The 25,151-nt window shown below is 67.0% G+C and carries 27 protein-coding genes and 2 tRNA genes; 17 read left to right on the top strand and 12 right to left on the bottom strand.

The annotated features are described in order from the left end of the window. Positions 1-32 precede the first annotated feature (32 nt). On the bottom strand, positions 33-530 hold the full coding sequence (locus tag Sp245p_RS08620) for a (2Fe-2S)-binding protein (RefSeq protein WP_041811053.1): 498 nt from the start codon (positions 528-530) through the stop codon (positions 33-35). 318 nt (positions 531-848) lie between these two features. On the opposite strand from Sp245p_RS08620, the gene Sp245p_RS08615 reads away from it, so the two are divergent. The 4 genes from Sp245p_RS08615 to Sp245p_RS08600 all read left to right on the top strand — a co-directional run bounded on the left by Sp245p_RS08615 (position 849) and on the right by Sp245p_RS08600 (position 5,906). Then, a complete protein-coding gene (locus tag Sp245p_RS08615) occupies positions 849-1,787 on the top strand; it encodes a TAXI family TRAP transporter solute-binding subunit (RefSeq protein ID WP_014240416.1) in 939 nt (312 codons plus the stop codon). Positions 1,788-1,818: 31 nt separating this feature from the next. Beyond that, on the top strand, positions 1,819-3,915 hold the full coding sequence (locus Sp245p_RS08610) for a TRAP transporter permease (RefSeq protein WP_014240417.1): 2,097 nt from the start codon (positions 1,819-1,821) through the stop codon (positions 3,913-3,915). A gap of 24 nt (positions 3,916-3,939) precedes the next feature. Further along, on the top strand, positions 3,940-4,320 hold the full coding sequence (locus Sp245p_RS08605) for a DUF1850 domain-containing protein (protein WP_014240418.1): 381 nt from the start codon (positions 3,940-3,942) through the stop codon (positions 4,318-4,320). 113 nt (positions 4,321-4,433) lie between these two features. Continuing rightward, positions 4,434-5,906: a sodium:proton antiporter gene (locus tag Sp245p_RS08600; protein WP_109138458.1), complete on the top strand. Its 1,473-nt coding sequence runs from the start codon at positions 4,434-4,436 to the stop codon at positions 5,904-5,906. Between the two features lie 62 nt (positions 5,907-5,968). On the opposite strand, the gene Sp245p_RS08595 is transcribed toward Sp245p_RS08600, so the two are convergent. Together Sp245p_RS08595 and Sp245p_RS08590 are read right to left on the bottom strand one after the other, a co-directional pair. After that, positions 5,969-6,793, bottom strand: coding sequence for a universal stress protein (locus Sp245p_RS08595; protein ID WP_109138457.1), 825 nt, complete (start codon positions 6,791-6,793; stop codon positions 5,969-5,971). 79 nt (positions 6,794-6,872) lie between these two features. Then, positions 6,873-7,631: a DUF1194 domain-containing protein gene (locus Sp245p_RS08590; protein WP_014240419.1), complete on the bottom strand. Its 759-nt coding sequence runs from the start codon at positions 7,629-7,631 to the stop codon at positions 6,873-6,875. A gap of 128 nt (positions 7,632-7,759) precedes the next feature. Here Sp245p_RS08590 and Sp245p_RS08585 point away from each other — a divergent pair, with 128 nt between their 5' ends. From Sp245p_RS08585 to Sp245p_RS08570, 4 genes are all read left to right on the top strand, one after another. Next, positions 7,760-8,923, top strand: coding sequence for an acetoin utilization protein AcuC (locus Sp245p_RS08585; protein WP_109138456.1), 1,164 nt, complete (start codon positions 7,760-7,762; stop codon positions 8,921-8,923). 150 nt (positions 8,924-9,073) lie between these two features. Continuing rightward, a complete protein-coding gene (locus Sp245p_RS08580) occupies positions 9,074-9,631 on the top strand; it encodes a hypothetical protein (protein WP_014240422.1) in 558 nt (185 codons plus the stop codon). Beyond that, a complete protein-coding gene (locus Sp245p_RS08575; RefSeq protein WP_014240423.1) occupies positions 9,628-10,182 on the top strand; it encodes a hypothetical protein in 555 nt (184 codons plus the stop codon). The genes Sp245p_RS08580 and Sp245p_RS08575 overlap by 4 nt, the downstream gene beginning before the upstream one ends. A gap of 124 nt (positions 10,183-10,306) precedes the next feature. Beyond that, on the top strand, positions 10,307-10,747 hold the full coding sequence (locus Sp245p_RS08570) for a DUF192 domain-containing protein (protein WP_244439287.1): 441 nt from the start codon (positions 10,307-10,309) through the stop codon (positions 10,745-10,747). A 124-nt stretch (positions 10,748-10,871) separates the two neighbouring features. Here Sp245p_RS08570 and Sp245p_RS08565 read toward each other — a convergent pair whose 3' ends face one another. Then, the gene (locus tag Sp245p_RS08565; RefSeq protein ID WP_014240425.1) at positions 10,872-11,408 is read right to left on the bottom strand and encodes a hypothetical protein; all 537 of its coding nucleotides are present in this window, start codon (positions 11,406-11,408) and stop codon (positions 10,872-10,874) included. Between the two features lie 79 nt (positions 11,409-11,487). Between Sp245p_RS08565 and Sp245p_RS08560 the strand changes: the two genes are divergently transcribed. The 4 genes from Sp245p_RS08560 to Sp245p_RS08545 all read left to right on the top strand — a co-directional run bounded on the left by Sp245p_RS08560 (position 11,488) and on the right by Sp245p_RS08545 (position 12,686). Next, positions 11,488-11,565 (top strand) — tRNA-Pro (locus Sp245p_RS08560). A gap of 49 nt (positions 11,566-11,614) precedes the next feature. After that, a complete protein-coding gene (locus Sp245p_RS08555) occupies positions 11,615-11,911 on the top strand; it encodes an ETC complex I subunit (RefSeq protein WP_014240426.1) in 297 nt (98 codons plus the stop codon). Between the two features lie 10 nt (positions 11,912-11,921). Further along, a tRNA-Arg gene (locus Sp245p_RS08550) sits at positions 11,922-11,998 on the top strand. A gap of 445 nt (positions 11,999-12,443) precedes the next feature. Beyond that, positions 12,444-12,686, top strand: coding sequence for a DUF6460 domain-containing protein (locus Sp245p_RS08545; protein ID WP_236778071.1), 243 nt, complete (start codon positions 12,444-12,446; stop codon positions 12,684-12,686). 332 nt (positions 12,687-13,018) lie between these two features. Here Sp245p_RS08545 and hisI read toward each other — a convergent pair whose 3' ends face one another. Together hisI and metC are read right to left on the bottom strand one after the other, a co-directional pair. After that, on the bottom strand, positions 13,019-13,453 hold the full coding sequence (gene hisI, locus Sp245p_RS08540; RefSeq protein WP_014240428.1) for a phosphoribosyl-AMP cyclohydrolase: 435 nt from the start codon (positions 13,451-13,453) through the stop codon (positions 13,019-13,021). A gap of 43 nt (positions 13,454-13,496) precedes the next feature. Continuing rightward, the gene (gene metC, locus Sp245p_RS08535; protein ID WP_041811056.1) at positions 13,497-14,675 is read right to left on the bottom strand and encodes a cystathionine beta-lyase; all 1,179 of its coding nucleotides are present in this window, start codon (positions 14,673-14,675) and stop codon (positions 13,497-13,499) included. A gap of 241 nt (positions 14,676-14,916) precedes the next feature. Between metC and Sp245p_RS08530 the strand changes: the two genes are divergently transcribed. The 5 genes from Sp245p_RS08530 (at position 14,917) to Sp245p_RS08510 (ending at position 20,473) form a co-directional block, all read left to right on the top strand. Then, the gene (locus Sp245p_RS08530) at positions 14,917-15,939 is read left to right on the top strand and encodes an amino acid ABC transporter substrate-binding protein (protein WP_014240430.1); all 1,023 of its coding nucleotides are present in this window, start codon (positions 14,917-14,919) and stop codon (positions 15,937-15,939) included. A gap of 199 nt (positions 15,940-16,138) precedes the next feature. Beyond that, positions 16,139-17,338 carry an amino acid ABC transporter permease gene (locus Sp245p_RS08525; protein WP_014240431.1) on the top strand — a complete coding sequence of 400 codons (1,200 nt, stop codon included), beginning with the start codon at positions 16,139-16,141 and terminating at the stop codon, positions 17,336-17,338. A 5-nt stretch (positions 17,339-17,343) separates the two neighbouring features. Then, a complete protein-coding gene (locus Sp245p_RS08520) occupies positions 17,344-18,447 on the top strand; it encodes an amino acid ABC transporter permease (RefSeq protein ID WP_014240432.1) in 1,104 nt (367 codons plus the stop codon). Positions 18,448-18,469: 22 nt separating this feature from the next. After that, positions 18,470-19,246 carry an amino acid ABC transporter ATP-binding protein gene (locus Sp245p_RS08515; protein ID WP_014240433.1) on the top strand — a complete coding sequence of 259 codons (777 nt, stop codon included), beginning with the start codon at positions 18,470-18,472 and terminating at the stop codon, positions 19,244-19,246. A gap of 141 nt (positions 19,247-19,387) precedes the next feature. Further along, complete coding sequence (locus Sp245p_RS08510; RefSeq protein WP_041811058.1) at positions 19,388-20,473, top strand: pyridoxal phosphate-dependent aminotransferase; 1,086 nt, start codon at positions 19,388-19,390, stop codon at positions 20,471-20,473. Here Sp245p_RS08510 and Sp245p_RS08505 read toward each other — a convergent pair. From Sp245p_RS08505 to Sp245p_RS08480, 6 genes are read right to left on the bottom strand one after another with little or no spacing between them, the layout of a single operon-like run. Next, positions 20,409-21,362, bottom strand: coding sequence for a DMT family transporter (locus Sp245p_RS08505; RefSeq protein ID WP_014240435.1), 954 nt, complete (start codon positions 21,360-21,362; stop codon positions 20,409-20,411). The two genes, Sp245p_RS08510 and Sp245p_RS08505, sit on opposite strands and share 65 nt — an antisense overlap. 52 nt (positions 21,363-21,414) lie before the next feature. Then, on the bottom strand, positions 21,415-22,056 hold the full coding sequence (locus Sp245p_RS08500) for a GNAT family N-acetyltransferase (protein WP_041811059.1): 642 nt from the start codon (positions 22,054-22,056) through the stop codon (positions 21,415-21,417). Further along, complete coding sequence (locus Sp245p_RS08495; RefSeq protein ID WP_014240437.1) at positions 22,032-22,466, bottom strand: GNAT family acetyltransferase; 435 nt, start codon at positions 22,464-22,466, stop codon at positions 22,032-22,034. The genes Sp245p_RS08500 and Sp245p_RS08495 overlap by 25 nt, the downstream gene beginning before the upstream one ends. Then, a complete protein-coding gene (gene sseA / locus Sp245p_RS08490; RefSeq protein WP_014240438.1) occupies positions 22,463-23,365 on the bottom strand; it encodes a 3-mercaptopyruvate sulfurtransferase in 903 nt (300 codons plus the stop codon). Before sseA ends, Sp245p_RS08495 begins: the two co-directional genes overlap by 4 nt. 16 nt (positions 23,366-23,381) lie before the next feature. Beyond that, complete coding sequence (locus Sp245p_RS08485) at positions 23,382-24,089, bottom strand: alanyl-tRNA editing protein (RefSeq protein WP_014240439.1); 708 nt, start codon at positions 24,087-24,089, stop codon at positions 23,382-23,384. Between the two features lie 16 nt (positions 24,090-24,105). After that, positions 24,106-25,110, bottom strand: coding sequence for a cysteine synthase A (locus Sp245p_RS08480; protein ID WP_014240440.1), 1,005 nt, complete (start codon positions 25,108-25,110; stop codon positions 24,106-24,108). Between the last annotated feature and the right edge of the window lie 41 nt (positions 25,111-25,151).

The raw sequence follows: 25,151 nt of genomic DNA, 5'->3' as shown, positions 1-25,151 counted from the left end.
TGTTCCTCCCATGTGAGCCTTGCTTCCGCCCGTTATTCGGCGGCGGCCTTCATCGTGCCGCCTTGCATCGCCTCCGCCCCGGCCATCACCGCCTTGACGATGTTGTGGTAGCCAGTGCAGCGACAGATGTTGCCCTCCAGACCCTCGCGGACGTCGTGCTCGCTGGGGGAGGGGTTGGCCGTCACCAGATCGACGGCGCTCATCACCATGCCCGGCGTGCAGAAGCCGCATTGCAGGCCGTGATGCTCGCGGAAGGCCGCCTGCATCGGGTGCAGCGTGCCGTCGGCCGCCGCCAGCCCCTCGATTGTGGTGACCGCGGCGCCGTCGGCCTGGGCCGCCAGCATGGTACAGGACTTCACCGACCGCCCGTCGATGTGGACGACGCAGGCGCCGCACTGGCTGGTGTCGCAGCCGACATGGGTGCCGGTCAGGCCGAGCTGATCACGGAGGAAGGTGACCAGCAGGGTCCGCTCCTCCACCTCGCGCGAGACCGCCTTTCCGTTGACGGTCATGGAAACGGTACACGGCATCCGCTGTCCTCCCAATGTTGGTGACGTTCTGTTGCCCCGACCTTCGCGACGCTTCTTTCGACGGCTCTTCCAAATCTGCGGGATAAAGTGTGGTGCAGGACCAACCGGAACAAGGATAGGGGGTCGTCGTCCTATCCGGTCAAGACGCCGTTCGGCCTCCTCCGAAGGGAGAGTGCTTGTGCCGAACCGCCGCGTGTCTATCGGTTCCTACGGACTGGCGGACCCACCGACCACAAGTTAGGATAGCCAACAATCCGACGCAAACCAAAGCGTCTTACGAACGATCCGCAACGGACAGCCTTTTGGGAGGGCAGAAGTATGAAGCGTTTCCTGGCCGCGGTCGGCGTCTGCATGCTCACCGCGCTGCCGGCCCAGGCCGAGCAGTTCGTCACCGTCCTGACCGGCGGCACCAGCGGCGTCTATTACCCGCTGGGCGTCGCGCTGTCGGGCATCTACGGCAAGGCCATCCCGGGGGCGAAGGTCACGGTCCAGGCGACCAAGGCGTCGGTGGAGAACCTGAACCTCCTCCAGTCGGAGCGCGGCGAGATCGCCTTCTCGCTCGGCGATTCGCTGAGCGGCGCCTGGAAGGGCGACGAAGAGGCCGGCTTCAAGACCAAACTGACCAAGCTGCGCACCGTCGCCGCCATCTACCCCAACTACATCCAGATCGTGGCGAGCAAGGATTCCGGCGTGAAGACGCTGGCCGACCTGAAGGGCAAGCGCGTGTCGGTGGGTGCGCCGAAGTCGGGGACGGAGCTGAACGCCCGCGCGATCTTCGCCGCCGCCGGGCTGGGCTACAAGGACTTCGCCAAGACCGAGTATCTGCCCTTCGCCGAATCGGTGGACCTGATCAAGAACCGGCAGCTCGACGCGACGCTGATCTCCGCGGGCCTCGGCGTGGCGGCAATCAAGGATCTGGCGACCTCGCAGGACATCACCATCGTGTCGATCCCGGCCGACGTGATCCAGAAGGTCGGCGACCCCGCCTACATCGCGGAGACCATCCCGGCCAACAGCTACAGCGGCCAGAGCGAGCCGGTGCCGACCGCGGCGGTGCGCAACCTGCTGGTCACCCACGCCGGCGTGTCGGACGACGCGGTCTACGCGATGACCAAGGCGATGTTCGAGAATCTCGACGCGATGGGTGCGGCCCACGCCGCCGCCAAGCAGATCAAGCTGGACGCCACGACCATCCAGTCGCCGGTGCCGCTGCATCCGGGGGCGGAAAAGTTCTACAAGGAAAAGGGCCTGATGTAAGCGTGCCGCGTCGTCCCGGAACCCCCGTGCGATGAGCGCATCCCCCCAAGAGGCGGACAACAAAATCCGCCAGGCCATCGACCGTGAGAACCCCTCCACGGTCGTGGCCTTCGAAGGCGTGGCGGGCAAGGCCGTCTTCGCCATCGCCGTCGCCTTCTCGCTGTTCCAGATCTGGACGGCGGCCTTCAACCCGCTGTCCAGCATGGTCGTCCGGTCGGTCCATGTCGGCTTCCTGCTGCTGATGACCTTCACCCTGTTCGGCTTCCGGCAGGAGGCGGAACGGCGCAGCGTTCCCTGGTACGACTGGCTGCTCGGCCTGGGCGCGTTCGCACTGGGCCTCTACCATTACGTTTTCGAGGTCGATCTCATCCAGCGGGCGGGCGACCCGAACACCACGGACCTGATCGTCGGCGCGCTGACCATCGCGCTGGTGTTCGAGGCGGCGCGGCGCATCATGGGGTGGGCGCTGCCGATCATGTGCGGCGTCTTCATCCCCTACGCGCTGTTCGGGCGGCATCTGCCCTTCGGGCTGGCCCACCGCGGCTACGACGTCGACCAAGTGATCGACAACCTGTACCTCTCGACCGAGGGCATCTACGGCACGCCCACCTTCGTGTCGGCGACCTTCATCTTCCTGTTCATCCTGTTCGGCGCCTTCCTGGAGCGCGCCGGCATGATCAAGCTGTTCAACGACGTGTCGCTGGGGCTCGTCGGCCACGCCAAGGGCGGGCCGGCGAAGGTGGCGGTCATTTCCTCCGGCTTCATGGGGACGATCAACGGCTCGGGCGTGGCGAACGTGCTGACCACCGGCCAGTTCACCATCCCCCTGATGATGCGCTTCGGCTACCGCCCGGCCTTCGCCGGGGCGGTCGAGGCGACGGCCAGCATGGGTGGGCAGATCATGCCGCCGGTCATGGGGGCGGCCGCCTTCATCATGGCGGAGACCATCGGCGTCCCCTTCAGCGACATCGCCATCGCCGCGGCGATCCCGGCCATCCTCTATTTCGGCAGCGCCTTCTGGATGGTCCATCTGGAGGCCGGCAAGCACAACCTCGTCGGCCTGCCGAAGGACCAGTGCCCCAGCGTCCTCGGCGCGCTGAAGGAAAGCTGGTACCTGATCCTGCCGCTGGCGGCGCTGGTCTATCTGCTGTTCTCCGGCTTCACGCCGCTCTTCGCTGGGGTGATCGGCATCGCCCTGACCGTCGCGCTGATCCTCGGCACGCGGATTGTCGGCTTCATCGGGCCGACGGCCCTGCGCGTCGGCTTCTGGGTCGTCCTCGGCCTGATCGCCGCGGCGCTGTGGCGGATGGGGCTTCGGACGGAGCATCTGGCCTTCGCCATCGTCGGACTGCTGGTCCTGCCCTGTCTGGCGCTGAAGGGCGGGCGGGAGACGCTGGCGCTGCTGGTGCAGAGCCTCGCCGACGGCGCCAAGAACGCCGTGGGGGTGGGCGTGGCCTGCGCGCTGGTGGGCGTGCTGATCGGCATCCTGACGCTGACCGGACTGGCCTCCAGCTTCGCCTCCACCATCATGGATCTGTCGGGCGGCAATCTGCTGATCGCGCTGCTGCTGACCATGCTGGCCTGCATCGTCCTCGGCACCGGCCTGCCGACCACGGCGAACTACATCATCACCGCGGCCATCGCGGCGCCGGCCCTTCTGCAGATGGGCGTGCCGCTGATCGTCTCGCACATGTTCGTCTTCTACTTCGGCATCATGGCCGACCTGACCCCGCCGGTGGCCCTGGCGGCGCTGGCCGCCTCGTCCATCTGCCGGGCCGGGCACATGGAGATCGGCTGGATCGCCACGCGCGTCGCCATGGCGGGCTACGTCGTGCCCTTCATGGCGGTGTACGACCCGGCGCTGATGCTCCAGACCGACGACCCGCTGGCCGTGGCCTACGTCCTGTTCAAGGCGCTGATTTCCATCGGCCTGTGGGGCGCGGCGACCATCGGCTATTTCTGGACGCCGATGAACTGGGCGGAACGGGTGTTCGCGGCGGCGGCGGCTTTCCTGTTCGTCCTGTCCCTGCCCGTGACGGACGAGGCCGGCTTCGTCATGACGGCGGCCTTCCTGCTGTGGCAGCGCCATCGCCTGCGCCGCCTGGGGCGGACCAGCGCCCCGGCATGATGGAGGCGGCATGATGGTGGCGGCATGAGCGTGGCGTTATGCCTGTCGGCGCTCGGTGGGGCGGTTCTGGCCGCCCTGCCGGGTCCCGCCTTCACCCTGTCCTGGACCCATTCGGTGGAAAAGACCGAATGGCGGGAGGACTGGCGCATCGAGGGTGGACGTCTCGTCCTGACCGAGGCCCATGTGAGGGGCACCGGCGCCGGGATGGAGCCGCCCGCCGAGTCCCGCTTGGCCGACGGCTGGTGGGTCTGGGTGCCGACGGTGCCGCCGCTGGAACGGCTGGTCCTGGCCGCGTCCTCCTTCACGCCCGACCACGAGCTGTGCGCGGGCGGGGACTGCCGTCTGCTTCACGGCTGGATCGACGGACCGGTCCCGAGCCCCCTGGAAATCAAGCCTTGCCCGTAAGCTGCGTCATTGTCGCACGGCGGGTAGGGGGATTTGGAAGGGCCGTTCCGGCTTGGCTTAAGCCGTTCGGGGTCGCATACTCCCGCAACTGATATTACAGATGAATGCGTGTGATGACCGACGCCCGACCGACCCGACATCGCCCCGCCCGTTCCCTAACCGTTCCCCTGTCTGCCCTGGCGGGCCTCACCGCCGCCGGACTGCCGGGGCTGGCCCTGGCGGCGGAGGCGGTTGGTGCCCCGCATCTCGACGGGCGCGACCTCAACGTCTTCTGGGTGATTCCCTTCGTCGGGATTCTGCTGTCCATCGCCCTGATGCCGCTGCTGGCGCCGTCCTTCTGGCACCATCATTTCGGCAAGGTCGCCGCGGGCTGGGCCATCGCCTTCCTGCTGCCCTTCGCGCTGACCTTCGGGGCCGGTCTCGCCACCTACGAGCTGCTGCACACGCTGCTTCTCGAATACATCCCCTTCATCGTGCTGCTCACCGCCTTGTTCACGGTGGCGGGCGGCGTGCGGATCGCCGGTACCCTGGTGGGAACGCCGCTGGCGAACACGCTGGGGCTGGGGCTGGGCACGCTGCTGGCGAGCCTGATGGGGACCACCGGCGCCTCGATGCTGCTGATCCGCCCGCTCATCCGCGCCAACGAGCATCGGCGGCACAAGGTTCACACCGTCGTCTTCTTCATCTTCCTGGTGTCGAACGTTGGCGGCTCCCTGACGCCGCTGGGCGATCCGCCGCTGTTCCTGGGCTTCCTGAAGGGGGTCAGCTTCTTCTGGCCGACGGTCCACCTGTTCTGGCCGATGGTTCTGGTGTCCGGCTGCCTGCTGGCGATCTACTTCGTGGTGGACCTCTATCTCCACACCAAGGACCCAGGAAAGCACCCACTGATCGAGGGTGTGCATGAGCGGGAGCCGGTGCGGATCGAGGGGGCGGTCAACCTGCTCCTGCTTGTCGCCATCGTCGGTGCGGTGCTGCTCAGCGGCGTCTGGCATCCGGGGGTGGGGGTGGAGATCTACCACATCCAGGTGCCGCTGGAGACGATCGTCAGCAACCTGCTGCTTATCGGCATCACCGGCCTGTCGCTGAAGCTGACCAGTGCTCACAGCCGCCGCCTGAACGCCTTCACCTGGGGGCCGATCCTGGAGGTGGCGAAGCTGTTCGCCGCGATCTTCCTGACCATCATCCCGGCCATCGCCATTCTGCGGGCGGGCACGGACGGCGCGCTGGGCGCCATCATCGCGGCGGTGAACCAGGACGGCCAGCCGGTCCCCGCGGCCTATTTCTGGGCGGCGGGCATCCTGTCGAGCTTCCTCGACAACGCGCCGACCTACCTGATCTTCTTCAACACCGCGGGCGGCGACGCGCAGGTGTTGATGGGCGATCTGGCGGTGACGCTGGCGGCCATTTCGGCGGGTGCGGTGTTCATGGGCGCCAACACCTACATCGGCAACGCGCCCAACTTCATGGTCAAGGCCATCGCGGAAGAGCGCGGCGTGGCGATGCCGAGCTTCTTCGGCTACATGCTGTGGTCCTGCGGCATCCTGGTGCCGCTGTTCGTCCTGGTGACCTGGGTGTTCTTCCTCTAGCTCCAGGCCCGATCCGCAGGTCCAATCCGCCGGGCGGCCCGTCGCCGCCCGGCGTTTCCCTGTCAGTGCGACATCAGCACCGGCACTTCCAGCTTCGCCAGAACCGTTCGGGTGGCGCCGCCCAGCACCATCTCCCGCAGGCGGGAATGGCCATAGGACCCCATCACCAGGAGATCGCCGCCCAACTCGCGGCAAGCGCTGATCAGGACGTCGCCCACATCGCCGCCCTGGAAGATATTGGCCTGATGCTGACTGCGCACGCCGTGGCGCTCCAGCCAGATCATCAGATCGTGCCCGCTGTCCAGCGCATGGCCCGGCGGGTCGATGGTGACCACCGTGACCTTTTCCGCCTCCTTCAGGAACGGCAGGGCGTTGCGCACGGCGCGCCCGGCCTCCCGCGTGTTCTTCCAGGCCACCACCACATGGCGCCCGATCGCCGCGGCGGACGGCGCGGCGTAGGGCAGGACCAGCGTGGGGCAGGGGCTGGTCAGCGGCAACCGGTCCGGCACCTGGAGCGCCACCCGGTCGCCGCGCTCGTCGTCATGGCTCTGCGTCACCACGGCGAGGTCGGCGTAGACGGCGCGGGCGGCCAGCAACTCGACATGGTCGCCTTCCTCGATCGTCCAGGAGTAGGAGCAGTCCTTCAGCGCCTGCCGAACCTCCTGCTCGATCTGTTCGGCCTTCTCGTGGGCGATGGCCGTGGCCTCCGCGATGTAGGCGTAGGACGCGGCACGGCCGGTCACCGCGGCGGGCATGGACACCGGCGTGGCGACGAACAGCACCTCGACGAAGGCGGAAAAGCGCCTGGCCAGACCGACCGCGGCCTCCAGCCGCTGGGAATGGCGGTCGTCGTTCGACATGTGCAGCAGGATCGTCTTGATCGGCATGGTCTCGCTCGCAGGTTTCGAACCGGATGACCGGCCCTTCATAGGTAATGTTTGTTGAGCCAATCTGGCAACGATCCGGCTAGCGGCTGGCGAGGCCGGTGCGAGCGCCCGCGCCGTGGTCGGGGGTGAGGCCGGAGATTTCCAGCAGCAGCTTGCTCAGGATGGCGTCGGCGAAGGCTTCGAAGCTGACCGCGGGCACCAGGAAGGCGCCGGGCCCGCCGATCACATGCTCCTCGTAATAGCCGTCGAGATTCGTCGGCGCCGCCCCGCCCCAGGGATTGGGCCGGTCGTTGAGGATCGGCAGGCCGTTGATGGTGATCCCGGCGGCGACCGCCTCGTCGCGCGCCCATTGCACGGGACGGCCGCGGTTGTTGACCCCGTCGCCCGACACGTCGATGACCCGCCGCGTCCCTTCGAATCCGTTGTCGTTGAACAGGCGGGCGCTGAAGTCGATGGCCGCGCTGATCGAGGTCCACTGCGCGCTCAGCGTGGGCGATTCGGCGATGGATGAGGCGAAGGCTTCGACGCTGCCGTGGTCGCTCAGCAAGGTCCAGGGCACGGTGATGCGCTGGAAGCTGTCGCCGGCCCATTCGACATAGGTGACGGCGATGCGCCCGAAGGGACCGCCACGGATCGCCGCTTGTATTTTCGGGTCGGTGAGGGCGGCGACGTAGCCCTCGCGCTGGAGACGGCCTTCCTCCGCGTCCACGCTGCCGGACACGTCTACGGCCAGCACCAGTTCCAGATCGACCGGCGTGTCGGCCAGGGCCGGCGCTCCCGTTCCGCCGGCCACAAGAATCGCGACGGCCACCCCCGCCAGACGCCACGCACCGTCCATGCCGTGCCTCCCCCGCGGATGTTTTCGCCCATACCCCTCAAGAAAAGAGATCGCCGCGCGGCCACGGCAAGGGGCCCCTGTGCACGAGACGTTGACGGACGGGCGTCGCCGCTCCACCTCTCCACCCCATGCCGACCGATTTTCCGAACGAACTGCCGCCAGCGTTTCCCGCCCGCCCGCTGTTTCTCGGCAGCGAGATCTACCGGGGCTCCAGCTACGGCGCGAAGCACCCGCTGGCCATCCCGCGGGTGTCCACCGCCATCGACCTCAGCCGCGCCATGGGCTGGCTGCCCGACGCGGTCTACCGCGACAGCCCGCTGGCGACACCGGAGGAACTGGGGCGCTTCCACAGCCCGGACTACATCGCCGCCCTCCACCGCGCGGAGGCGGACCAGGGGGTGGATGCCGAAACAGGGGAGCGCTACAACCTCGGACGGCTGGAAAATCCCGTCTTTCCGGAAATGTACCGCCGCCCCGCGATCAGCACCGGTGCGGCCATCCTGGCCGGGCGCCTGTTGGCGGAGCAGCCCGCCGGCATCGTCTACAGCCCGGCCAGCGGCACCCACCACGCCCGTCCGGGGCGGGCCAGCGGCTTCTGCTACCTCAACGCCCCGGTCCTGGGCATCCTGGCCCTGCTCGATTCCGGGATCGACCGGGTGCTCTATGTGGATCTCGACGCCCACCACGGCGACGGAGTGGAGGATGCCTTCGCCGACGACGACCGCGTGCTGACCCTGTCGGTCCACGAGGACGGGCGCTGGCCCTTCACCGGCAAGGCGGAGGATCGCCCGGACGCCATGGCCGTCAACCTGCCGGTCCCGCCAGCGTTTAACGACACGGAGATGGATTACCTTCTGGAAACGGTGATCCTGCCGATGGGACGGGCCTTCCACCCCCAGGCGCTGGTCATCCAGACCGGAGCCGACGCGCTGGCCGAGGACCCGCTGAGCCGGCTGGAGCTGTCGAACGGCGCGCTGTGGCGGGCGGTGCGCGCTCTGATGGGGCTGGCGCCGCGCCTGATGGTGGTCGGAGGCGGGGGCTACAATCCCTGGTCCGTCGGGCGCTGCTGGGCGGGAATCTGGGCGGTGCTGAACGGCATCGACCCGGCGGTGCCGCCGACGCCCGAGGCGGAGGGCGTTCTGCGGTCGCTGTCCTGGTCGCGCGCCGCCGGGCGCAACCCGCCGGAGCATTGGTTCACAACGCTCGCCGACGCGCCGCGTCCCGGTCCGCTGCGCGACGAGGTGCGTCGCGTTGCCGCTGCGGCAATCACGAAGATGGTCCGTACTGGATAATCTTTGGAAAGTTTTTCATTCACGTATGTCACGCAGTTGACGTATCGGGACGAATCGGACAGCCTGATTCGCGCGACTCGCGCTGTCCGCTGGCCAATTCGATGATTCACGCCATACCGGGAGCCGGAGAGGGAGAGGGGCAGGCCGCCGATGTCCAACACCACCTTGCTCCTGCTGACCATCGCCGCGATGATGCTGGCCGCGGTGCCGGTCGCCATGATGCTGAAGCGTTTCCTGCCCGACTTTCTTCATCGCTCCGCCGGCATCGACCAGCTTGAGAACCGCATCTACGTCCTGCATTCGGAGATTCACGAGCTTCAGGACCGGGTGAACGGCAAGGTGCAGCGGCGCAACCAAGCGTCCGCCGAGAAGCACCGCGCCGAAACCGAAAACCGCAAGATGGAGCGGGCGATCGCGGAAATCGCCCTCCAGCCGCCCGTGTTCGTGCATGAGGTGGGCGACCCCAAGGCCGGTCTGTCGAAGTTCCTGGTGAACCTCGCCCAAGAGAAGGCGTCCTCCGGCGGGGACAAGTCCCAGGTCAACCCGATCTGGCGCTGCGCCAACGTGGCGGAGGTCTGGGCGTCCAACGCGGAGGAGGCCAAGCAGCTCGTCGAGGTGGCGTTCCCCTTCAAGATGGGCTTCACCAAGACGTTCCAGAAGACTCAGGGCCGCCCCAACCCCGGCCGGATCAGGGCGCCCGCGTCATGATGATCAACTTCCTCATCATCCTGGGGATCATCGCCATCGGTGCGTGGCTGGGCAACGTGCTGCTGGCGGTCGATGCTCAGGTGGCGCAGAGCCGCAGCCGGATGCGCGCCGCCAAGGACTCCACCAGCAAGCTGGAAGCGACGATCCGCCGGCTCCAGCGCGAGGAGGAGAACCTCGTCACGGAGATCGACGAGTGCATGGCCGACACGGTCGAGGCGCGCCGCAAACAGTCGGACATCCAGCGGCGCCTGTCCGAGGCGCAGACCAAGCAGCGGCCCCAGCTCCTGATCCTGACCGACCGGCGCAACCCCAACGACAAGGAGTGGCTGGTGACGGTCGTCAACACACAGATCGGCGAGATCGACGCCCTGCACCCGCTGGCCGTCGAATGGGCGCGCGGGCGCGATTATCTCGTCTGGGCCGAGAGCGACCGGGAGGCCGGGGAGCGCGCCATCCGCCGCTTCAGCGCCCGACCCGGCTATCAGATCAAGCAGGTCAAGCCATTGACCAAGGACATCTACACCACCGCCACCGACCGGACGGCGGCGTAACGCCGTCGAAGAGGCCGCTGGACAGCCGCACATCACGGCGGCATCGTCCAAGCTCTGAACGTCAAGGAATGGGTTGGTCGCGATGATCGGACGGGCTGTGCGTGGCCTTTTGGGCGGGCTTCTGATGGGGGCCGCGATTCTGCTGTCGGCCTTGCCGGCGGCGGCGTTGGAGAGCTTCGCGCGCTCCTCCCTGACCGTCGAGACGGCGGGCGGCGGCAAGTACCGCTTCGACGTGGAATTGGCGGAAACCCCGGCGCAACAGGCGCAGGGGCTGATGTTCCGTGAGAAGATGGCCGCCGACTCCGGCATGCTGTTCATCTACGACCGCCCGCAGCCGGCCAGCTTCTGGATGAAGAACACGCTGATCCCGCTCGACATGATCTTCATCGGCACGGACGGCCGGATCGTGAACATCCACGCCAACGCCGTCCCGCAATCGCTGGACGCGGTGAACTCCGCCGGTCCGGTGAAGGGCATTCTGGAAATCAACGGCGGCATGAGCGCGCGTCTGGGGATCCGTCCGGGCGACCGGGTGGCGCACGCGGCCTTCGGCACCGCGAAGTGACGGCGCCGCGGCGCTAAAGCGAACTTTCGTCCGCTTTAGACTCATATCGCCTCATTCGCCGGCGGGCTCCGGTCGCATGTGCGACCGGGCCGCCGTCGCGGTCCAAAGCGGATCGCAATCCGCTTTAACGAGCCTCACCGGGCAACCCGAAGGCGGTCAGCACCAGCCGGGCGGCCTCCTCGGGGGGCGTGGTGGCGCCGCTCACCACGATGCAGGCATGGGGGTGCAGCCACACCCGCAAGACGCGCCGCACCCCGTCGTCGGACGGTGGCTGGTCCTCCAGCACCGCCGCGGGTGTGCCCTGCCGCGCCAGCCGGACGGCGCCGAGGGCGACGAGTCCGGCGTCCCCTCCCACCCCGATCAGGCCGGCCGGCCGCCGCTCCGCGACGATCCGCGCGAGAGCGAGGACGGAAGTGCCGGTGTGGCGCTTGGCGAGGTCGATCTGGCCGATGCCGGGGTGTAGGGCCGCCCGCAACGATCCTCCCCCCATTGGGGCCATGACGTCGAGCCCATACCCCCGCCGCCGCAGGGCATCGGACAGAGCCACGGCGGCGCGTCCGGCCGGGGTGTCGTCCAGCCCGGACACGAAGACGGCGAGACGGGGCGGGGAGGAGGTGTTCACGGAAGGGGTGGCCGACGCGGTCGAAAGGGGCGGCATCATACGGAAGGTCCACCCTGCGGGATAGATGCGGCAGCGTCTTGCCGTCCGCGCAGGGTTCGTGTATTCCACTGCGCGACGTCGGGGCGTAGCGCAGTCTGGTCAGCGCGCCAGTTTTGGGTACTGGAGGCCCCCGGTTCGAATCCGGGCGCCCCGACCAACGAAATTCGAACGATGCACCACGCACGTATCAGAGGAGATGCCGCGTCATGAAGGTCCGGATCTACCAGCCGAGCAAAGCGGCCACTCAGTCCGGGCGTGCCAAGACGCATCGTTGGTTGCTCGAGTACGAGATCGAAACCCCGCGCCGTCCGGAGCCGCTGATGGGCTGGATCAGCTCCGGCGACACGCTGAACCAGGTGCGCATCGGTTTCGAGACGTCGGAGGAGGCGGTTGCCTTCGCCCAGCGCAAGGGCTGGGACTACACGGTCCAGGACGCGCCGGTGCGCCGCGTCCGTCCGCGCAACTATGCCGACAACTTCCGTATGGACCGTCCGCGCTTCTGATCCGGACCGGGGCCCCATAGCTCAGTTGGATAGAGCAATCGCCTTCTAAGCGATAGGTCGCAGGTTCGAATCCTGCTGGGGTCGCCACCTTTCTCCGCAGCGCCATTCCTCCATCACCGTTCTGGGCGGTCCGCTGGTCATCGTCAGCGGACCCTCTGCCGATTCCCAAAACGGTCAACACAGTTATCCCCAATTCCTATTGCCGCAGGCAAAGGCGATGCGAAGCCTATGGTTGCGGTATAACGCCGACGATGTGCAGTGTATCCAATGGTTTCGCGTCGCGATGACCACGCCCAATTTAAGGGCATGGAGACAAGTTAACGCCACCCCAACAGGCTTGGAGACTCATCCACAAAGTTATCCACAGAAAATGGGGATAACTCGAAAGCGTCTGCGTGAGGCGGGGCTAAGGCGTTCTCATGCGCCACCGCCGTAACCATCTACCGCAAGGAACGGTCTCCGTGCCGGTGGCGTTTCACGGGGCGCTTGATCAATCCCACGCCGTTCGGCGTCAGTACGAGGTGATGTCTTGGTGGGTTGGGTCGTCAGAACGCTTTTGCTGTGCTTCGTGGTCGGGTTGGTTCTGTCCTTTCTGGACATCAATCCCGCCAGCATCCTGACCAACAGTTGGGCCACCATCCAGGACATCGCCCGGCTCGCCGCGGACATGTTCCATTGGGCGTTGCCCTACATCCTGATCGGAGCGGTGATCGTCGTTCCGCTGTCCGTCATCGGAGCGGTCATGCGCTGGACCCGCACGCGGCACCGCCCGTAACGCAATCCCAATCTCCGCCACCTGCAAAAGAAAAAACCGGAGATCCAGTGGATCTCCGGTTAAGTGAATACAGGGAGGGTTAGAGACAAGGACTGTTTAACCGTTCGGGCCACCCGCTTCGTTGATCTGTATCAATCTGCGATAATTTTATCGATCCGCTGCAACTGGGCAGACTTTGACTTTGGACAAAAAAATAGCCGGGGGTTCCATTGGAACCCCCGGCATAGGCGAATACAGGGAGGGTTAGAGACAAGAGCTTTCTACCTCTTCCCGCCCCGGGCTACGTTGACATAGATCAAACACTTTTCGCATTGCAGCGAAGGTTTAGCGTCTTACTTATGCGTGTGTCCGTAGAGAACCGAAGGATCGGTCTCAACATCCTGAACAATTTCCAGTTTCCCATCCCGCAGCGCGCGGTAGAAGCAGCTGCGCCGCCCGGTGTGGCAGGCCACGCCGTCCTGTTCCACGATCAACAGCAGGGTGTCGCCGTCGCAATCGACGCGGAAATCCTTCAGCCGCTGCATCTGGCCGGAGGTTTCGCCCTTGCGCCACAGCCCCTTGCGGGACCGCGACCAATAGCAGACGCGCCCCGTGCGCAGCGTTTCCAGAACCGCGTCGCGGTTCATCCAGGCCATCATCAGGATTTCGCCAGTCCCCTCGGCCTGGGCGATGGCGGGAACCAGCCCGTCGGCGTTGAAGGCGATAACGGCGATCACGTCATCGAACGAGGGCTCGATTGGCCCCCCGGGCGCGGTGGCGTCCGTCATGATGTTCCATCCTCGTGTGTGTGCGCTCGTCGGGACACGCCCGTTACAGGGCAGCCCTCAGGCGGGCGAAGGCGCCGTCCAGATCGCGGATGAGATCGTCCACATCCTCCAGCCCGGCGTGCAGGCGCAGCATGGTGCCGGGATCGGTCCAGCGGGTCGCCGTGCGGATGGCGGCAGGGCGCGCCGGCAGGATCAGGCTCTCGAACCCGCCCCAGCTGTAACCCAGCCCGAACAGCTCCAGGGAGTTCAGCATCGCCGACAGGGCCGGCTTCGGCACGGTGTTCATGACGATGGAGAACAGGCCGGAGGAGCGTCCGATGTCGCGCTTCCACAATTCATGGCCTGGGCAGTCCGGGAAGGCCGGATGCAGGATGCGCGTGACCTCGGGCTGCTTCGACAGCCACTCGGCCAGAGCGAGCGCGCTTGCCTCGTGCTGTTTCAAACGGACGGACAGGGTGCGCAGGCCGCGCAGCCCCAGATAGATGTCGTCCGGGCCGGCGCAGGTGCCCGTCCGCGTGGCGGCCTTTTTCACGGCCAGCCACTGCGCCTCGTTGGCGCAGGAGATCACGCCCAGCATCGCGTCGGCGTGGCCGACGATGTATTTGGTGGCCGAGTGGATCGACACGTCCACCCCATGCCGCAGCGGCTGGAAGAAGAGGGGGGTGGCCCAGGTGTTGTCGATCATGACCGTGGCGCCCACCGTCTTGGCCGCGGCGGCGATGGCCGGGACGTCCTGCACCTCGAAGGTCAAGGAGCCCGGCGATTCGAGGAACACCACGCTGGTGTTCGGCTTCAGCAACCTGGTGATGCCGGCGCCGATGGTGGGATCGAAATACTCGACCTCCACGCCGTAGGGGACCAGTGTGTCGTTGGCAAATCGGCGGGTCGGACCATAAGCGCTGTCGGTGATCAGCACATGGTCGCCTGTCTTGGTGAAGGCGAAGAGCGCCGTTGCGATGGCGTTCAGGCCCGAGCCGGTGTTGACGGAGCGGTAGGCGCCCTCAAGCTCCGTGATGGCCTGCTCGAAGGCCAGAGTGGTCGGAGTCCCGATGCGCCCATAGTTGATGCGGTCGAAAGGAGCGTGGTCGCCCGCTTCCAGATCCTCCAGCGTCGGGAAGAGCACGGTCGAACAATGGTAGACCGGCGGATTCACAATTCCGTGATTCTCGCGCGGGCTGCGCCCGGCGTGTCCGAGGACCGTATCTTTTCGTGCGTCTTTCATGGGTCTTCCCGCAACAACAGTGACGGTGGTCGTATCCTGACTTTCCAAGACGGACCCGACCGCCAAAGATTTCTTTTCCCCAAGCCTCTGTAAGGGATAACCAAGCCAAATGCACGGCTTAAGGATGATTCGACAAGCCGGTTGCTGTTGGTGCACTCTTGTCACACGCGCGTGTCCGCCATGCGGGGCGCGCAATGCATGAACCTAAGCGTAAAAACGCAAGAACAGGGTGGAGCTTAATATGAAATCGGGAATCCTCGCCGCTGCTGCCGCGGCCGTGGTGTTCGGCGCCGTCACCGGTGCCCAGGCCGGTCCGACGCTGGACGCCGTCAAGGGCCGCGGCTTCGTCCAGTGCGGCGTGAACGCCGGCCTTCCGGGCTTCGGCAACCCCGACAGCTCGGGCAACTGGACCGGTCTCGATGTCGATTACTGCCGCGCGGTCGCGGTTGCGCTGTTCAACGACCCCAACAAGGTCAAGTTCACCCCGCTGTCGGCCCAGCAGCGCTTCCCCGCCATCCAGTCGGGCGAGGTCGATCTGCTGTCGCGCAACACCACCGTCACGCTGACCCGCGACACCTCGGTCGGCCTGAACTTCGCCCCGGTCACCTATTATGACGGCCAGGGCTTCATGGTGAACAAGAAGCTCGGCGTGAAGAGCGCCAAGGAGCTGAACGGCGCCACCGTCTGCGTCCAGGCCGGCACCACGACCGAACTGAACCTGGCGGACTATTTCCGCACCAACAACATGTCCTACAACCCGGTCGTCATCGAGTCGAACGACGAGGTGAACGCCGCCTACTTCGCCGGCCGCTGCGACGTGCTGACGACCGACGCCTCCGGCCTGGCCGGTACCCGCGCTGGCGTGGCCCCGGTTCCGGACGACCACATCATCCTCCCGGAGATCATCTCCAAAGAGCCGCTGGCCCCCGCCGTCCGCCATGGTGACGACCAGTGGTTCGATGTGGTGAAGTGGACCGTCTACGCCACGATCCAGGCCGAAGAGATGGGCATCACGTCCAAGAACGTCGACGAGTTCGTGAACAGCAAGAACCCGGAGATCCAGCGCATCCTCGGCACCTCGCCGGGCATGGGCAAGGCGCTGGGCCTGGACGAGAAGTGGGCCTACAACATCATCAAGACCATGGGCAACTACGGTGAGATCTTCGAGCGCAACGTCGGCACGAAGACCCCGCTGAAGCTGGAGCGCGGTCTGAACGCGCTGTGGACCAACGGCGGTCTGCAGTACGCGATGCCGATCCGCTAAGGACGGAAAGGGGGACCGCGGACCACAGGGAGGCCCGCGGTCCTTCCTTTTTTGACGACGGGCAGGGCGGTTGCAGGGCGACAAGAATCAAGGCCCGTGCCGCAGGCCCGTTTGGGAGACGATATACGTGGCGCAAGTTGCGGCGGACGTTCGGGAGGCGGCCGACGCCCTTATGCCATGCTGGTGAGGGGAGAGAACCGTGGCCAGCGAGACCCGGGACACCGCGCGCCCAAGCGCGCCTGGCGGTGTTTCATTTTCCCTCAGCGACCCGACGGTCCGTGCCGTGTTCTACCAGGTTCTGGTGGTCGGCATCGTCATCGCGGTCGGCTGGTTCCTTATCCACAACACGCTCGACAACCTGTCGAAGCGGTCCATCGCGACGGGGTTCGGATTCCTCGACCGCGAGGCCTCCTTCGGCATCGGTGAGAGCCTGATCGACTATCATCCGCGGGACAGCTACGGCCGGGCCTTCCTGGTCGGCGTGCTGAACACGCTGAAGGTGTCGATCATCGGCGTCGTGCTGGCGACCGTGCTGGGCACGCTGATCGGCGTCGCCCGCCTGTCGAGCAACTGGCTGATCGCCAAGCTGGCCTCCACCTATGTGGAGATCGTCCGCAACATCCCGCCGCTGCTCCAGCTCTTCTTCTGGTACGCGCTGGTCTCGGAAAGCATGCCGCCGGTGCGGCAGGCGCTGAACCCGATTCCCGGCGTGTTCCTGTCGCAGCGCGGCCTGTTCGTGCCGGTGCCCTCCGCCGACCCGGTGTGGGGCACGATGGGCTTCGCGCTCGCCATCGCGGTGATCGGCGTGATCTTCCTGCGACGCTGGGCCAAGGCCCGGCAGGAGCGGACGGGACAGCCCTTCCCGATCGGAACGGCGAGCCTCAGCCTGCTGATCGGCCTGCCGCTGATCGCCTACATCGCCGGCGGCGCGCCGACGGCGCTGGACGTTCCGAAGCTGCAGGGCTTCAACTTCGTCGGCGGCGTGGTCCTCACTCCGGAGTTCTTCGCGATCCTGGTCGGGCTGGTCGTCTACACCGCGGCCTTCATCGCCGAGGTGGTGCGCAGCGGCATCCTGGCGGTCAACTGGGGCCAGACGGAAGCCGCAAGGGCGCTCGGCATCGACAGCGGCAAGACGCTCCGGCTCGTCGTCCTGCCGCAGGCCCTGCGGGTGATCGTGCCGCCGCTGACCAGCCAGTATCTGAACCTGACCAAGAACAGCTCCCTGGCGCTCGCCATCGGCTACCCGGATCTGGTGTCGATCGCCAACACGACGCTGAACCAGACCGGTCAGGCGATCGAGGGCGTGGCGATGATCATGGGCACCTATCTGGTCATCAGCCTGGGCATCTCGATCTTCATGAACTGGTACAACAAGCGCATCGCGCTGGTGGAGCGCTGACGGCCATGACAGACAACGTCCATACCGGAAGCATTCCCGACGAGCGTCCGCCGGCCAACACCGTCGGCCCCGTGGCGTGGCTGCGCAACAACCTGTTCAACACCTGGTACAACGCGCTCCTGACCATCCTGATCGCCTGGCTGCTGTTCAAGGCGATCCCGCCGCTTCTCGACTGGCTGATCTTCAGCGCCAACAGCTTCGGCACGCCGCCCCAGGTGTGCCGGCAGGAGGGTGGCGCCTGCTGGACCTTCGTCAGCGAGAAGCTGCGCTTCGTCATGTTCGGCACCTTCCCGTACGACGAGCAGTGGCGGCCGCTGATCACCATCGTGATCATCATCGCGCTGGTGCTGGCGAGCTGCGACCGCCGCTTCTGGAAGCCCTGGCTGGCCCTCGTCTGGATCGCCGGCCTGACCGCGGTGGGCGTGCTGATGTGGGGCGGCGTTCTGGGCCTGACCTATGTCGAGAACACGCTGTGGGGCGGCCTGCCGCTGACGCTGATGCTGTCGGTGGTCGGCCTGTCCGTGGCCTTTCCGGCGTCGGTCCTGCTGGCGCTGGGGCGGCGGTCGCAGCTTCCGGCCATCCGCGTCATCTCGGTGACCTACATCGAGCTGATCCGCGGCGTGCCGCTGATCAGCCTGCTGTTCATGGCGTCGGTGATGTTCCCGCTGTTCCTGCCGACCGGCGTGAACTTCGACAAGCTGCTGCGCGCCCAGATCGCCTTCATCATGTTCGCCGCCGCCTACATGGCGGAAGCGATCCGCGGCGGCCTCCAGGCCATCCCGAAGGGCCAGTACGAGGCGGCGGACGCGCTCGGCCTGAACTACTGGCAGGCGATGGGCAAGATCATCCTGCCGCAGGCGCTCGCCATCTCCATCCCGCCGCTGGTGAACACCTTCATCAGCTTCTTCAAGGACACGTCGCTGGTCATCATCATCGGCCTCTACGACCTGCTGGGCACGGCCAAGGCGGCGCTGTCCGACCCGGCTTGGCGCGGCTTCTACCGCGAGGCCTACCTGTTCATCGGCGTGATCTACTGGGTGTTCTGCTACTCGATGTCCAAATACAGCCAAAAGCTCGAACGCGACCTGCGTCGCGGTCACCGTCGCTGAGGGAAGGGGAAAAGAGATGACCATGGCCCAAACCGCCGGCGCCGCGCGCACCTTCGCCCAGGGGGAGCCGATCATCCAGTGCCAGGGCGTGCACAAGTGGTACGGCGAGTTCCACGTCCTGAAGAACATCGACCTGTCGGTCGCCAAGGGGGAGCGGATTGTCATCTGCGGCCCCTCGGGTTCCGGCAAGTCGACCATGATCCGCTGCCTGAACCGGCTTGAGGAGCACCAGAAGGGCTCCATCGTCGTCGACGGTATCGAACTGACCGGCAACCTGAAGAACATCGAACTGGTCCGCCGCGAAGTCGGCATGGTATTCCAGCACTTCAACCTGTTCCCGCACCTGACCGTGCTGGAGAATTGCACGCTCGCCCCCATCTGGGTCCGCAAGAAGCCGAAGGCCGAGGCGGAGGAGATGGCGATGCGTTACCTGAAGCGGGTGCGCATCGCCGAGCAGGCGCACAAGTACCCTGGCCAGCTTTCCGGCGGGCAGCAGCAGCGCGTGGCGATCGCCCGCTCGCTGTGCATGAGCCCGAAGGTCATGCTGTTCGACGAGCCGACCTCCGCGCTGGACCCCGAGATGGTCAAGGAGGTTCTGGACGTCATGATCGGTCTGGCCGAGGACGGCATGACCATGCTCTGCGTCACGCACGAGATGGGCTTCGCCAAGTCGGTCGCCGACCGCGTCATCTTCATGGACCGCGGTGAGATCGTTGAGCAGAACACGCCCAACGAGTTCTTCAACCACCCGCAGTCGGACCGGACGAAGCTGTTCCTCAGCCAGATCCTGAACCACTGATGCCCATAACCGCGCCGGAACGGCTTGATCCGGCGCGGTAAACCAGCGCAACCCGCAAGGAACGCTGGCGGGTTGCGCCGGTTTCGGGTTGAATGCAGTCCGTTCGTGCTGTCTGCCGCTATGCACAACGGAGCCTGCCTGATGGAGCTGCTGAGTCCCCGTCCCGGAATTGGCCAGATCAAGCCCTACCGTCCCGCCCGACCACCGGAGGACGGCGCCGCCTGGGTCGATCTGTCGCTGACGGTCAATCCGCTGGGACCCGGCAAGAAGGCGCTCACCGCTTACCGCCACATGGCGGCGCAAATCCACCGCTATCCCGACTGGTCGCAAGACCGCCTGCGCCACGCCATCGCCCGGCGCTACGATCTGGACGCCGGCCACATCACCTGCGCCAACGGCTCCGACGAGATGATCCACCTCGTCACCCAGGCTTTCACCGGGCCGGGGGACGAGGTGCTGTGCCACGAGCACGGCTACCGCGGCTTCATGAAGGCGATCCGCGCCGCCGGTGCGACTCCGGTGATCGCGGCGGAGCGCGATCTGGTCGTCGATGTCGAGGCGATGATCGACCGGGCGAACGAGAAGACCAAGCTCTGCTTCCTCGCCAACCCGAACAACCCCACCGGCACCTACATCCCGTCGGAGATGGTCCTGCGGCTGCGCGCCGGCCTGCCATCGCACACGCTGCTCGTTCTGGACTCGGCCTACGCCGATTACTGCCGCCGCGACAACTACAGCGACGGCACGGAGATCGTCGAGAACTCCGACAACGTGCTGATGGTGCGCACCTTCTCCAAGCTGCACGGGCTGGCCGGGCTGCGCGTCGGCTGGGCCTACGGCCCGGCGGGGGTGATCGAGGCGGTCAACCAGACGCGCGGCCCCTTCAACGTCGGGATCGCCGCCCAGGCCGCGGCGGAGGCCGCCGTCGGCGACACCGAGCATGAGGAGGCGACCTTCGCGCACAACAGCTCATGGCTGCCCTGGCTGAGCCACGAGCTGGAGCAGCTCGGCGTGCGCGTGTATCCCAGCGTCTGCAACTTCATCCTGGCGCGCATCCCGACCGACCCGTCGCTTGGTGTCCAGGCGGTGCTGGACCATTTGGCGCGCCGCGGCATCCTGGTGAAGCCCACCCAGGATTACGGGCTGGCCGACTGCCTGCGCATCACGGTCGGGCGGGAGGACGAAAACCGGGCTCTGGTCGCGGCTCTGGGAGAGATTCTGAGCTGACCTCCGGCTCCTCGCCGGGAGCCGGTTCAGGCATCGGGTCCGGATGCTGGGCGTGCTCGCGGGCGAAGATGAACAGTCCGGAGCCGACGACGATCACGATGCCGACCAGCGAGAGCAGGTCCGGCCACTCGTCGAAGAAGATCGCCCCGATGGCCAGCGCCCACAGGATCTGGCTGTACTGGGCCGCCCCCACCCGGTCGGCCGGGGCAAAGGCGGCGGCCAGGGTGAACAGGGCCTGGGCGGCGAAGGTCGTGGTGGCGAAGCCCACCGTCAGTATCCACTGCTCCCGCGTCGGCCACTCGAAACCGGGAAGCATCAGCAGGCCGGACGCGACGGCGGTCGACAGGAACACCGTCCCGATCAAGGTGAAGCGTTTCTCCGCATGCCCGATCATCCGCCCGGTGATGACCACGACGGCGGAGCTGAAGGCGCAGCCCAGCGCCGCGAAATGGCCGGGCAGCAATTCGCGGAAGCCGGGGCGGGCGACGATCAGAACGCCGATGAAGGCCGCCCCGATGGCCAGCCGCCGGCGCCAGCGCACCGGCTCCTTCAGCACGACGATCGCCAGCAGCGTCACCAGGCTGGGCATCAGGAAGATCATCGCGAAGGCCTCCGCGAAGGGAAGGCTGCGGAACGACATGACGCTGAGCGGCGTGGAGGCCGCGACGAAGACCAGCCGCACCGTCATCAGCCAGGGCCGGTTCCAGCGCAGCAGGTCGCCGAGCCGGTCGCCCCTGGTCATGAAGACCGGGGAGAGCAGCAATGGCAGGATGTAGGCGAAGAAGGTGACCTCGAAGGGGTCCAGCCCGTGCCCGATCGCCTTCACCAGCGCATCGCCCCAGGCGAAGAAGGCGAAGGCCAGGAACGCGAACAGAATGCCCTTCGTCATGGCGTCGGTGTCCTGGCGTTCGGAGCGGCGGAGAGCGGGCCGGGTCGGCCCGTCACTCGTTGATCGGAATGTGCGGGGCCGAGGTCCGCGGCAGCCAGCCGAGGAGGCGGGGATCACGGATCTCGCGGGTCACATGCCGGATGGGCACGAAGCCCATCGACTGGTAGAGCGGCAGCGCCTTTGGATGGTCGAAGGTGCAGGTGTTGACGAGAAGCCGCGTCGTCCCGCCCTGCCAGGCCAGCCGGATCGCCGTGTCGAGCAGCCAGGGGCCGAGCTTCAGGCCGATGAAGTCCGGGATCAGCCCGAAATAGGCCAGATCGGTGTCGTCCTCCCGCCGGTCGATTTCGGCGTAGCCGGCCGGCGTGCCGTTGACGTAGAGAACCCAGATTTCGACCCGTGGGTCGGTGACGACGCGCCCCAACTCCGGCATCGGCATGCGCCGCCGCTCGTGCCACAGCCAGGGCTCGCCCACCGTGTCGTAGAGATAGCGGTAGTAGGAGGCGGTCGGCGGGTTGGCCCGCACCAGCGCCACGTCACCCGCCGGGCGGGGCAGGGGCGCGTGGGCCGGCGGGGCCGTCATCTCCAGATAGGTGACGATGACGGAGAGGCAGCCGGGCGGCACCGGCGCCATGATCTGGGACTGCGGCAGGGACGTCCGGGGAGGCGGCGTCAGGGAGAATCGGTCTTCAGCCATTTCTGCATCACGGTAACGGGACCGGTGGCATAGCCCAGCCGCTCATAGAACGCCACCACGGCGTGGTTCGTTGCGCGCACCATGAGTTGCGCCTTGGGCATGCCGGCCTCCACAAGCCAGCCCTCCGCCGCCCGGACCATCGCCCGACCGTGCCCGTGCCCGCGGCAGGCGGGATCGACCGCCAGATAGTAGAGCCAGCCGCGGTGCCCATCATGCCCCACCATGACGGACGCCACGGTCCGCTCGTCCTCGCGGCCAATCAGAATCGTGGCGTTCGGCTTCGACACGGCGAGCGCGATGTCGGCCACCGGGTCGTTCCACGGCACCACGAGGTTGCAGGCGGTCCACAGCGCCACCACGTCGTCGCGGTCCGCCGCCTCGTAGTGGCGGATGCTCAGGGTGTCGCTCATCCTTTCACCGGCTTGTTTTCGAGGGGGCCGGTTTCCAGCGGCAGATCGGAGCGCAGGCCCCATTCCGCCCAGGACCCGTCATAGACGGCCACATCCTCCTTGCCGGCCGCGGCCAGCCCAAGCGCGAGCACGCAGGCGGTCACGCCGCTGCCGCAGGAGGCGACGATGGGACGCTCCAGGTCGAGCCCGGCGCCCTTCGCCCGCTCCGCAATGGCTTCCGGCGGCAGCAGGGTCTTGGTGTCCGCGTCGACCAGCTCGTTGAAGGGCAGGTTCAGGCTGCCGGGGATGCGCCCGCTGCGGCGGCCCGGCCAGGGTTCGACGACGGCGCCCTCGTAGCGGTTGGCGGCCCGGGCGTCCACCACCTGATCGACCCGCGAGTCGATGTTGGCGAGAACCTCGTCGGCCCGGCGGAGCAGGCTGGGTCGCAGTGCCGCCGTGAACGCCGCTGGGGTCGGGTCGGCCGGACCGGATTCCAGAGGCTGGCCCTCCGCGATCCATTTCGGCAGGCCGCCGTCCAAAACGGCGACGCGGCCGTGCCCGAACAGACGGAACATCCACCAGACGCGCGCGGCGGCGGTGGCCATGCCGGCGCTGTCATAGACGATCACCGTGTCGCCGCTGCCGACACCGAGCGCCCCGACCTTGGCCGCGAAGGTCGCCTCGTCCGGCACCATGTGCGGCAGGGGGTGGGTGTCCGGCTGCGCCACCTCGTCGATGTCGATGCGCACGGCGCCGGGGATGTGGCGCTCCAGGAACTCGGCGCCCGGGTCACGGCCGGAGCCGGGCATGAACCAGGAGGCGTCGAGGACGCGCAGGCCCGGCTGGCCCAGCCGTTCGGCCAGCCAGCCCGTCGGAACGATCGGGCCGGGGAGGGTGAGCGTATTGTGCGAATCGGTCATGAGAAATGCTCCCCGTTCAATCGCGCAGCGCGACGATCACGCGCCGGTTCTGCTTGCCCTTGTTCTCGATCTTCACGACGTCGAGCGCGCCGATCTCGCCCAGCCGCTTCACATGGGTGCCGCCGCAGGGCTGGCGGTCAACCCCGGCGATGTCCACCAGCCGGACGCGGCCATGGCCGCGCGGCGGCTTGACCGTCAGGGTGCGGATCAGCTCGGGGTTGGCGTCCAGCTCCGCGTCGGTGATCCACAGCGAGCCGACCGGCGTGTCCGCGGCGACCAGCCGGTTCAGGGCCGCCGCGATGGCCTCCTTGTCGAGCCCCTCGGTCGGGACATTGAAATCGACCCGGCTGCGCTCCGTCCCGACCTGGGCGCCGGTGATCGAGGCGCCGGGCAGGACCGCGCAGACGAGGTGCAGCGCCGTGTGCATCCGCATGTGGCGGTGCCGGCGGTCCCAGTCGATCTCGGCTTCCACCGGGGTGCCGGGAGCGGGCAGGGACGCGCCGGGCTCGGGCACATGGATGACGTCGTCCGGCCCGTCGCCCTTCACCGTGTCGACGATGCGCAGCGTGGCACCGGCGACGCGCAGCAGCCCGGTGTCGCCGGGCTGGCCGCCGCCGTTGGGGTAGAAGACCGTCCGGTCCAAACGGATGCCCCGCTCGTCCGCGGATGTCACGGTGGCGGTGCAGGAGGTGGCGTAAGCGTCCTCGCGGAAGATCAGCTCCATGGAACCTCGGGTGCGTTTACGAATCCAGCCAATCGGGCACAGGCAGATTCTTCTCACGCAGGAACGCCGGATTGAAGAGTTTCGATTGGTAGCGCTGCCCTCCGTCGCAGAGAATCGTCACGATGGTGTGGCCCGGCCCCATCTCCTTGGCGATGCGGATGGCCGCCGCGATGTTGATGCCCGACGAGCCGCCCAGCACCAGACCCTGCGACTTGATCAGGTCGAAGATGACCGGCAGGGCTTCCTCGTCGGTGATCTGCAGCGCCTGATCGACCGGAGCGCCCTCCAGGTTGGCGGTGATTCGGCCCTGGCCGATGCCTTCGGTGATCGAGCTGCCCTCGGCCTTCAGCGTCCCATGGGCGTAGTGATGGTAGAGGGAGGCGCCCATCGGGTCGGCCAGAACGATGCGGACGTCCGGGTTGCGCTCCTTCAGAGCCAGCCCGACGCCGGCCAGCGTGCCGCCGCTCCCCACCGCGCAGGTGAAGGCGTCGATCCGCCCCTCGGTCTGGGTCCAGATTTCCGGACCGGTGGTCAGGCGGTGGCCCTCGCGGTTCGCCACATTGTCGAACTGATTGGCCCAGACGGCGCCGTTCGGCTCGGTCTTCGCCAATTCCTCGGCCAGCCGGCCTGAATAGCGGACATAGTTGTCGGGGTTGGAGTAGGGCACCGCCGGCACCAGGCGAAGGTCGGCGCCGATCAGGCGCAGCATGTCCTTCTTCTCCTGGCTCTGCGTCTCGGGCATCACGATGACGGTGCGGTAGCCGAGTGCGTTGCCGACCAGCGCCAGCCCGATGCCGGTGTTGCCCGCCGTACCCTCGACGATGGTGCCGCCGGGGCGCAGCAGGCCCCGGCGTTCGGCGTCGCGGACGATGGCCAGGGCCGCGCGGTCCTTCACCGAGCCGCCGGGGTTGAGGAACTCCGCCTTGCCCAGGATCTCGCATCCTGTGGCCTTCGACGGCCCTTCCAGCCGAATCAGCGGCGTGTTGCCGATGGAGCCGATGAAGCCGGTGCGGATGTCCACGAACTGTCTCCCGAATCGAATGATGAACCGGGCAACACTAT

This window comes from Azospirillum baldaniorum (genome assembly GCF_003119195.2).
Classification (GTDB): Bacteria; Pseudomonadota; Alphaproteobacteria; order Azospirillales; family Azospirillaceae; genus Azospirillum; species Azospirillum baldaniorum.
The sequence above is the reverse complement of the archived record's forward strand: the minus strand, read 5'-3'. Positions and strand labels throughout refer to the sequence as shown.